8 protein-coding genes and 1 riboswitch are annotated in these 9164 nt (G+C 72.3%); of the genes, 4 read left to right on the top strand and 4 right to left on the bottom strand.

The genetic code is table 11. The features are described from left to right. The 3 genes from H5J30_RS09520 to H5J30_RS09510 all read left to right on the top strand — a co-directional run. Positions 1-1168 (top strand): acyltransferase family protein (locus H5J30_RS09520; RefSeq protein WP_181786929.1); only part of this gene is annotated, 1168 nt, incomplete at its 5' end. Then, on the top strand, positions 1168-2499 hold the full coding sequence (locus H5J30_RS09515) for a hypothetical protein (RefSeq protein WP_181786927.1): 1332 nt from the start codon (positions 1168-1170) through the stop codon (positions 2497-2499). The genes H5J30_RS09520 and H5J30_RS09515, both read left to right, overlap by 1 nt. 18 nt (positions 2500-2517) lie before the next feature. After that, complete coding sequence (locus tag H5J30_RS09510) at positions 2518-3858, top strand: UDP-glucose dehydrogenase family protein (RefSeq protein ID WP_181786925.1); 1341 nt, start codon at positions 2518-2520, stop codon at positions 3856-3858. A 62-nt stretch (positions 3859-3920) separates the two neighbouring features. On the opposite strand, the gene H5J30_RS09505 is transcribed toward H5J30_RS09510, so the two are convergent. The 4 genes from H5J30_RS09505 to H5J30_RS09490 form a co-directional block, all read right to left on the bottom strand. Next, positions 3921-5153, bottom strand: coding sequence for a transglycosylase family protein (locus H5J30_RS09505; RefSeq protein ID WP_181786923.1), 1233 nt, complete (start codon positions 5151-5153; stop codon positions 3921-3923). 3 nt (positions 5154-5156) lie between these two features. Beyond that, a riboswitch (cyclic di-AMP (ydaO/yuaA leader) is annotated at positions 5157-5350 on the bottom strand. Between the two features lie 239 nt (positions 5351-5589). Next, positions 5590-6810, bottom strand: a complete 1221-nt coding sequence (locus H5J30_RS09500) for a dipeptidase (protein WP_181786921.1) — start codon at positions 6808-6810, stop codon at positions 5590-5592. Positions 6811-6902: 92 nt separating this feature from the next. Further along, positions 6903-7418 carry a 5-(carboxyamino)imidazole ribonucleotide mutase gene (gene purE, locus H5J30_RS09495; protein ID WP_181786919.1) on the bottom strand — a complete coding sequence of 172 codons (516 nt, stop codon included), beginning with the start codon at positions 7416-7418 and terminating at the stop codon, positions 6903-6905. A gap of 16 nt (positions 7419-7434) precedes the next feature. Then, positions 7435-8586 (bottom strand): 5-(carboxyamino)imidazole ribonucleotide synthase, encoded by a 1152-nt coding sequence (locus H5J30_RS09490; protein ID WP_181786917.1) that lies wholly within the window; start codon positions 8584-8586, stop codon positions 7435-7437. A gap of 187 nt (positions 8587-8773) precedes the next feature. On the opposite strand from H5J30_RS09490, the gene H5J30_RS09485 reads away from it, so the two are divergent. Continuing rightward, the coding region (locus tag H5J30_RS09485) for a GtrA family protein (protein WP_181786915.1) at positions 8774-9164 on the top strand (391 nt) is incomplete at its 3' end.

The following is a 9164-nucleotide window of genomic DNA, read 5'->3' as shown; positions in this document are numbered from 1 at the left end:
CACCGCGCCGATGCGGTACGTGGGGCGGATCTCGTACTCCTGGTACCTGTGGCACTGGCCGGCCGTCGCCTTCGCGACCGTCAAGTGGCCCGGCATCAGCACCGCCCAGCTCGCGGTCGTCGTCGCGGCGAGCTGGGTGCCCGCGGCGCTCACCCACATGCTGGTGGAGAACCCGGTACGGGTCTCGCGCGCACTCGCGCCGGTGGGCCGCGGACTCGTCCTGGGCCTCGCCTGCACCGCGGCCGGCGCCCTGCTGGGCTGGCTGACCTGGGCCACCGTGCCGACCATGAAGCTCGCCGACCCCTCGCAGGCCGTCGGCGCCGCGGCGCTCCAGGACTCCACGAAGGTCCAGGAGTCCGCCTCCGTGCTCAGCCCGCTGCCCGAGGACGCCGACGCCGACGAGGGCGCGGTGTACGGCAACGGCTGCCACGCCGGGCAGCGCGACACCGAGGCCGAGGGCTGCGTCTACGGCGACAAGAAGTCGGACACCACCGTGGCGCTCTTCGGCGACTCGCACGCCGCGCAGTTCTCCCCGGCGCTGATCACCATCGCCGAGGAGCGCGGCTGGCGGCTGGTGATCCTCACCAAGTCCGCCTGCACGCCCGCCAAGGTCACCATCTACAACCGGCAGTACGAGCGGGACTACACCGAGTGCGACGACTGGCGCGCCTCCGCCGTCGAGCGCATCGCCGACGAGCAGGCCGACCTCGTGCTCGTCGGCAACCGCGACGACCAGGCGGCCATGCGCGGCGGCGACAAGCTCGACGGCGGCGACAACACCGCCGCGCTGCGCGACGGGATGTCCGCCACGCTGCGCGAGCTGGAGCAGAACGGGGCGGACGTCACAGCGTTCGCCGACATCCCGTACCCGCCGCAGGACATACCCTCGTGCGTGTCGGGAGCCACCGACCAACTCACCGACTGCGCGTTCCCGCTGCGCGAGGGGCAGGGATACGAGCCGATCACCGCGCAGGCGGCGAAGCGGACCGGGGTCCCCGTCATCGACCTCGCGCCCGAGCTGTGCCCGGACGGTACCTGCCCGGCCGTCATCGGCAACGTGATCGTGTACCGGGCCGGTGAGCACATCACCGAGACGTACATGCAGACGCTCACGGCGTGGCTGGACGGCCAGTTGCCCAAGAGCGTCCGCGGAGAGAAGGACTCCTGATGCCGACGCAGCCGACACCGCCGACGCTGGTGCCCACGGTGCCGCGCGGGGGGCGCCTCCTCCACATCGGCCCGCACAAGACCGGCACCACGGCCCTGCAGGGTGCGTTCCACAGCGCCCGCGACCGGCTCGCCGCGTACGACGTGGTCTACGCCGGCAGCCACCGGCAGCCCGTCTCGGCGACGCTCGCCAAGATCGGGGTGGAGTTCCCGGGGCCCGCGGGCACGCCCGTACGCGAAGAGCTCGACGTGTTCCTCCAGCGCGACCGCCCCGGCATGGAGCGCTGGCGGCGGCTGGTGCAGCAATGCGAGCAGGCCGGCGACCGGCGCACGGTCATCAGCAGCGAGTACTTCTCCAACGCCGGGGACGACGCCGCCCGCGGGGTCGTCGCCGACCTCGGCGGCGGCGGGCGGGTGCACGTCGTCGTCACGCTGCGGCCGCTGCTGAAGATCCTGCCGTCGCAGTGGCAGCAGTACGTGCGCAACGGGCTGCGCTCGTCGTACGAGGACTGGCTGGAGGCCATGTTCCACCGCGAGCCGTGTATCGAGCCGACGCCCAGCTTCTGGCGTCGGCACCGGCACGACGAGCTGATCGCCCGCTGGGCGGCGGCCGCGGGCCCGGAGAACGTGACCGTCCTGGTGCAGGACGAGTCGGACCAGCAGATGCAGCTGCGCGTCTTCGAGGAGTTCGCCGGGCTGCCCGCCGGGTTCCTCGTCTACGACGAGCGCGACAACCGGTCGATGACCCACGGCGAGGCCGAACTCGTCCGGCTGCTCAACGAGGAGTCGCACCGCCGCGGCTGGTCGGTGGAGCGGCACGGCAAGGTCGTACGTGCCGGGGCGCTGCGCCGGATGCGCGACAAGTACCAGCCGGGCCGCGACGAGGCGCGCGTCACCACTCCCGAGTGGGCGGTGGCCGAGGCCACGGAGCTGGCCGCGGAGATGACCGCCGCCATCACCGCACTCGGCGTCAACGTCGTCGGCGACCCGCAATCGCTGTCGAGGCGGCCGAGCGCACGGGCCGCGCCTCCACCCGAGGCGACGATCCCGGCCGCCGCGGCGGCGCAGGCCGTCATCGGGGCGCTGCTCGCGCAGTCGTCGATGGACACCAAGGCGGCCGTCGAGGCGGCCAAGCTCGATACCAAGGCCGCCGCGGCGGCGAAGGACGCCGCCGGGCCGAACTCCTCCGGGCCCGGCACGTCCTCCGCCACCGGGACGGCCGCCGCCGACGCGCAGAAGACGGCGCCCGCCGACGCCTCCGCCGGAGGCCGGAACGCCACCAACCCGCTGCGGAGCGCCGCCAGGCGCGGCCTCCGCCGAATCCGCCGATAACCAGAAGGACCTGCACGGATGTCGTTGAGAATCACTGTGATAGGCACCGGCTATCTCGGTGCCACGCACGCCGCCGCGATGGCGGAGCTGGGCTTCGAGGTGCTCGGCCTGGACGTCGTCAAGGAGAAGGTCGAGCTGCTGTCGGCGGGCAGGGTGCCGATGTACGAGCCCGGTCTCGAAGAGCTGCTGCGCAAGCACGTCGCCGGGGTCGAGGGCTCGTCGGGGCGGCTGCGCTTCACCACGGACTGGGACGAGGTGGCCGACTTCGGCGACGTGCACTTCGTGTGCGTCAACACGCCGCAGAAGCACGGCGAGTACGGCTGCGACATGAGCTATGTCGACGCCGCGATCGACACCCTCGCGCCGCGGCTGGACCGCCCCTGCCTGGTCGTCGGCAAGTCGACGGTGCCCGTGGGGTCCGCGGCCCGGCTGGCGCGCCGGCTGGCCGAGCTGGCGCCCGCCGGCGCGCAGGCGGAGCTGGCGTGGAACCCCGAGTTCCTGCGCGAGGGCTTCGCCGTCGAGGACACCCTGCGCCCCGACCGCATCGTCGTCGGCGTAGCGAGCGAGCGCGCCGAGAAGGTGCTGCGGGAGGTGTACGCGGCACCGCTGGACTCCGGGACGCCGTTCGTGGTCGCCGACTACCCGACCGCGGAGCTGGTGAAGACCGCCGCCAACGCCTTCCTGGCCACGAAGATCTCGTTCATCAACGCCATGGCCGAAATCTGCGAGGCCGCGGGCGGTGACGTCGTGAAGCTGGCCGAAGCCATCGGCTACGACGACCGGATCGGGAAGAAGTTCCTGCGCGCCGGCGTCGGCTTCGGCGGCGGCTGCCTGCCCAAGGACATCCGCGCGTTCATGGCACGCGCCGGCGAACTCGGCGCGGACCAGGCGCTGACGTTCCTCCGCGAGGTCGACTCGATCAACATGCGCCGCCGCGCCCACATGGTCGAACTCGCCCGCGAAGCCTGCGGCGAGACCTTCCTCGGCCGCCGGATCGCCGTCCTCGGCGCCGCGTTCAAGCCCGACTCCGACGACGTGCGCGACTCCCCCGCGCTCAACGTCGCCGGACAGATCCACCTCCAGGGCGGCCAGGTCACCGTCTACGACCCCAAAGGCATGGAGAACGCCCGCCGCGTCTTCCCCACCCTGAGCTACGCCGCCTCCGCCGAGGACGCGCTGCGCGGCGCCGACATCGTGCTGCATCTCACCGAGTGGCCGGAGTTCCGCGCGCTCGACCCGGGGCGGCTGGCGCAGGTCGTCTCCCGGCCGCACCTGATCGACGGCCGCAACACCCTGGACCCGGTGCCGTGGCGCGCCGCGGGCTGGACGTTCCGCGCCATGGGCCGCCCGGCGGCGTAGCGGGCGCACGGCAGAGCCCCCCGTTCCGCCGGAAACGGGGGGCTGCGCCGTACGGGGGACCCTCAGATGGAGACGCCGTTGTCGCGCAGGTACGCGACCGGGTCGACGTCCGAGCCGTAGTCCGGGCTGGTGCGCACCTCGAAGTGCAGGTGCGGCCCGGTGGAGTTGCCGGTGGAGCCGGACAGGCCGATCTGGTCGCCGGCGCCCACGCTCTGGCCCACGCTCACCGAGGTGGACGACAGGTGGGCGTACTGGCTGTAGCGGCCGTCGTCGTGCTTGATCACGACGGCGATGCCGTACGCGCCGCCGTCGGCGCCGTTGCCGGCCTTGACGACGGTGCCGGAGCTGACGGCCTTGACCGGGGTGCCGGTGCCGGCGGAGAAGTCGACACCGGTGTGGTAACCGCTGGACCACGAGCCGCCTGCGGCCCGGTACGCGGTGGACAGGCCGGCGTCGATCGGGGCGGAGAACCCGCCCGCCGGAGCGGCCTCGGCGGACTGCTCCTCCTGCTGCGGCTCCTCGGCCGCCGGCTCCTCCTGCTGCGCGGCGGACGGCTGGGCCGAGGCGGTCTCCGGCTCCTCCAGGGTGACCTCTTCGCCGCCGTCGAACTCGTACTTCTGACCGGGGAAGATCAGGTCCGGGTCGTCGCCGATGACGTCCTTGTTGCCCTCGTAGACGGACTGCCAGCCGCCCGCGATGCCGTGCTTGCGAGCAATGTCCCACAGGGTGTCGCCGGAGACGACGGTGTAGGTGCCGGCCTTCTCGTACTTCTTCTCCGGCGCCTGCTCCTGCTGCGGGGCCTCCTCCTTCGCGGCCTGCTCCTGCTGGGCGGGCTGCTCGGACTCGGTCTGCGCCTCGGGCTCGCTCTCCTGCTGGGCCTCCTCGCCACCACCGGTGGAGAGATCCGGGGCGGGGCCGCCCTGGGTGAGGCCGGCCTGGACGGAGCAGACCGGCCAGGCGCCGGGGCCCTGCGAGGCGAGGACCTTCTCGGCGATCTCGATCTGCTGCTCCTTGGTGGCCTGGTCGGCGCGCGGCGCGTACTGGGTGCCGCCGTAGCCCTCCCAGGTGCTCTGCACGAACTGCAGACCGCCGTAGAAGCCGTTGCCGGTGCTGATGCTCCAGTCGCCGCCGCTCTCGCACTGGGCCACACGGTCCCAGGTGTCGACGGAGGCGGCCTGGGCGTGGCCGCCGGCGATGAGGGGGATGGCGACGCCGGCGCTGCCGGCGGTGATGACGAGGGCCCTGCTGCCCCGGGCTATCCGGCCCAGGCGACGGTGACGTCCGCGTGCGGACATGGACATGCTCCTCTCCGACGCCTGCGAGGTGAGCTGTCGGGTTCGAGCTGGAGATGCCCGGCCATGCGGAGCATGGCTTCACCCCAAGCCGTCCCGCGCTTGCGCGCAGTACGGCACTTACCTGGGTCCCCCGCTCCTGCCGTGAAAGCTGAAAGTGTCCGCCCGTCGCCGCCGACAGGATTCGGCGTTACGGCGACGAGGTGCCCGCATCGGTGGCGCGAGCACGGCGAGCACCGTAAACACAGAGCCGAAAACAGAACAAGCTGTGAACCGTCACCAAGGCCGTTCTCCGCGTCACATCGGAATCAGCCCGACAATCGCCGCATCCGGCGCCGCGCTCAATTCCCCCTCGCCGGTGGAGACTTGTCGATATCAGAGGAGTCGGACACATTGCCCCATGACATGAGAATTCTGTGAGTGACTTATGTCACACTGCTCACTCCGGAGGGCTCGCGGGGCCGTCGAGCTGTTCGATGGTGGCGATCGACGGGCCGCGCCGCGCGGCCACTTCGCGCGCGGCCGACTCGGCGTCGCGCAGCACCCGCAGCGCGTTGCCCCACAACAGCCTGGCCAGGTCTTCTTCCGACCAGCCGCGCCCCAGCAGCTCGGCGACGAGGTGCGGATAGCCGGCCACGTCGGCGAGGTCCTCGGGGGTGAACGGCGTGCCGTCGAAGTCGCCACCGATACCGATATGGTCGATTCCCGCCACTTCGCGCATATGGTCCAGATGATCCGCTACGGTCGCGGCCGTCGCCCGCGGCCGCGGGTTCGCCTCCTCGAACGCACGCCGCGCGCGGACCGCTTCGTCGTCCGCGCCGAACGGGTCCAGCCCCCGGGCGCTCATGTACTCGTCCGCCTCCGCGGTCCACGCCACGGCGGCGGGCAGGACGAACTTCGGCACGAACGTGGCCATCGCCACACCGCCGTTGGCGGGGAGCATTTCCAGCACATCATCAGGAATGTTGCGCGGGTGGTCACACATGGCGCGAGCGGACGAATGGGAGAAAACGACCGGCGCCTCGGTGACGCGCAGCGCATGCCGCATGGTCGCCGGAGCCACATGGGAGAGGTCCACGAGCATGCCGACCCGGTTCATCTCGCGGACCACCTCCTCGCCGAAGGCGGTGAGCCCGCCGTGCCGCGGCTCGTCGGTCGCGGAGTCGGCCCAGTCGGTGTTGTCGTTGTGCGTGAGCGTCATGTACCGCACGCCGAGGCGGTGCAGGGCGCGCAGGGTGGCGAGCGAGTTGGCGATGGAGTGCCCGCCCTCGGCCCCCATCAGCGAGGCGATCCGCCCGTCGGCCCGCGCCGCCTCCACCTCGTCGGCGCTCGCGGCGAGCCGCAGCTCCCCGGGATAGCGGTCGACGAGCCGCCGCACCACGTCGATCTGCTCCAGGCACGCGCTCACGGCGGCGTCTCCGGCCAGCTCCGTGCTCACGTACACCGACCAGAACTGCGCCCCCACCCCGCCGGCCCGCAGCCGCGGGATGTCGGTGTGCAGTGTCGCGCTCTGGTCGACGGCGATGTCGCGCCGGTCGATGTCGTACGTCACCTGCTCGCGCAGGGCCCAGGGAAGGTCGTTGTGCCCGTCGACGACGGGGTGCGTGCGCAGCACCTCGCGCGCACGCGCGAGCAGTTCGCCGGTCGGCGCGTCGGTCATGGGGAGCCCTCCGTCGTGCGCGGATACCGTGACCTGGTCACGGTATCCGCGCACGCTGACAACCGGGCGACCGGGCCGGGCCGGACGGTGTGTCAGGTGGCGGGAGCGGCCTTGCGGCGGAGGCGGGTGCCCTTTTCCTGGGCGCGGGCGTTCAGGTCCTCCTGGAACGCCGTCATCCGGGCGCGCAGGTCCTCGTCGTGGGCGGCCAGGATGCGGGCGGCCAGCAGGCCCGCGTTGCGGGCGCCGGCCACGGAGACCGCGGCGACCGGGACGCCCGCCGGCATCTGGACGATCGACAGCAGGGAGTCCATGCCGTCGAGGTACTTCAGCGGCACCGGGACGCCGATGACCGGGAGCGGGGTGACGGAGGCGAGCATGCCCGGGAGGTGGGCCGCGCCGCCGGCGCCGGCGATGAGGGTGCGCAGCCCGCGGCCGGCGGCCTGCTCGCCGTAGGAGATCATCTCGCGCGGCATCCGGTGCGCGGAGACGACGTCGACCTCGTACGGGACCTCGAACTCGGCGAGTGCCTGCGCCGCCGCCTCCATGACCGGCCAGTCGGAGTCGGAGCCCATGACGATGCCGACCAGCGGGCCGTTCCCCGTGCTCATACGCTGCCCATCCCGTTCATTCCGTGATCGTCCCCCGCAGGTAGTCGGCGGCGTGGCGGGCGCGTGCGTGCACCTCGTCCAGGTCGTCGCCGTAGGTGTTGACGTGGCCGACCTTGCGGCCGGGCTTCACGTCCTTGCCGTACATGTGGATCTTCAGCCCCGGGTCCCGGGCCATGCAGTGCAGGTACGCCGGGTACATGTCGGGGTAGTCGCCGCCGAGGACGTTCGCCATCACCGTCCACGGCGCGCGCGGGCGCGGGTCGCCCAGCGGCAGGTCGAGCACGGCGCGTACGTGGTTGGCGAACTGCGAGGTGACGGCGCCGTCCTGGGTCCAGTGGCCGGAGTTGTGCGGACGCATCGCCAGCTCGTTGACGAGGATCCGGGGCTCGCCGCCGGGGCCGGTCGCCTCGAACAGCTCCACCGCGAGGTGGCCCACGACGTCCAGCTCCATCGCGATCTTCAGCGCGAGCTGCTGCGTCCGCACGGCGGCCTCCGGCGCCAGCCCGGGCGCCGGGGCGAGGACCGTGTCGCAGACGCCGCCGACCTGGACGGACTCCACCACCGGGTACGCGACCGCCTGGCCGCTGGGCGAGCGGACGACGTTCGCGGCCAGCTCGCGGCGGAAGTCGACCAGTTCCTCGGCCAGCACCGGGACGCCCGCGCGGAACGGCTCCGCGGCGTCCTCCTCCGTACGTACGACCCACACGCCCTTGCCGTCGTACCCGCCGCGCACCGTCTTCAGCACGACGGGGAAGCCGCCCCCCTCGTGCGCGAAGCGCGCCACGTCCGCCGGGCCGGCCACGATCCGGTGCCGCGGGCAGGGGATGCCCAGCTCCGTCAGCCGGGCCCGCATCGCGCCCTTGTCCTGCGCGTACACCAGCGCGTCCGGCCCCGGCCGGACCGCGACGCCCTCGGCCTGGAGGGCGCGCAGGTGCCCGGTCGGCACGTGCTCGTGGTCGAACGTGATCACGTCGCAGCCGCGGGCGAACTCGCGCAGCGTCTCCAGATCGCGGTGGTCGCCGACGACGGTGTCGCCCGCCACCAGGGCCGCGGAGTCCGTGGCGGTGTCACTGAGGAGCTTGAACCTGATGCCGAGGGGGATGCCTGCCTGGTGGGTCATCCGGGCGAGCTGTCCCCCGCCGATCATGCCGACTACCGGGAATGTCACGCACCCCAGGGTATCGGCCGGGCCGGGCGGACCCGCCCCCTCCGTCGGCGGGCCCGGTTAGCATGAGGGCTCCGGCCCGCCCGGAGAAGACCAGGGCCAGGGGAACGCCACCGACCATCGGAGTCTGACGATCTTGAAGAGTGCACGGCACCCGGGGGCATCGCGGCTGCGGCGCCTGAGCCGCGAAGTGGCCGAGTTCGCGGCCGTCGGGGGCGTCGGCGTCCTGGTCAACCTCGCGGTCTTCAACCTGGTGCGGAACACCACGGAGCTGCCCGTGGTCCGCTGCAGCATGATCGCGACGGCGGTCGCGATCGTCTTCAACTACATAGGCTTCCGGTACTTCACGTACCGCGACCGGGACAAGACCCGGCCGCCGCGCGAGTTCACGCTGTTCCTGGTCTTCAGCACCGCCGGGCTCGTCATCGAGAACGGCGTGCTGTACGTGGCCACGTACGGGTTCGACTGGGACACCCCGCTGCAGAACAACGTCTTCAAGTTCCTGGGCATCGGGGTGGCGTCGCTGTTCCGCTTCTGGTCCTACCGGAGCTGGGTGTTCCGTGCGGTGCCCGCGGCCCGGC

Origin of the sequence: Streptomyces phytophilus (genome assembly GCF_013870535.1) — a bacterium.
GTDB classification, from domain to species: Bacteria; Actinomycetota; Actinomycetes; order Streptomycetales; family Streptomycetaceae; genus Streptomyces; species Streptomyces phytophilus.
This window is presented reverse-complemented; position numbering and strand designations above follow the sequence as displayed.

Coding starts and splice junctions, on each gene's coding strand:
- H5J30_RS09515 (WP_181786927.1), top strand. CDS start 1,168: ATGCCGACGCAGCCGACACCGCCGACGCTGGTGCCCACGGTGCCGCGC.
- H5J30_RS09510 (WP_181786925.1), top strand. CDS start 2,518: ATGTCGTTGAGAATCACTGTGATAGGCACCGGCTATCTCGGTGCCACG.
- H5J30_RS09505 (WP_181786923.1), bottom strand. CDS start 5,153: ATGTCCGCACGCGGACGTCACCGTCGCCTGGGCCGGATAGCCCGGGGC.
- H5J30_RS09500 (WP_181786921.1), bottom strand. CDS start 6,810: ATGACCGACGCGCCGACCGGCGAACTGCTCGCGCGTGCGCGCGAGGTG.
- purE (WP_181786919.1), bottom strand. CDS start 7,418: ATGAGCACGGGGAACGGCCCGCTGGTCGGCATCGTCATGGGCTCCGAC.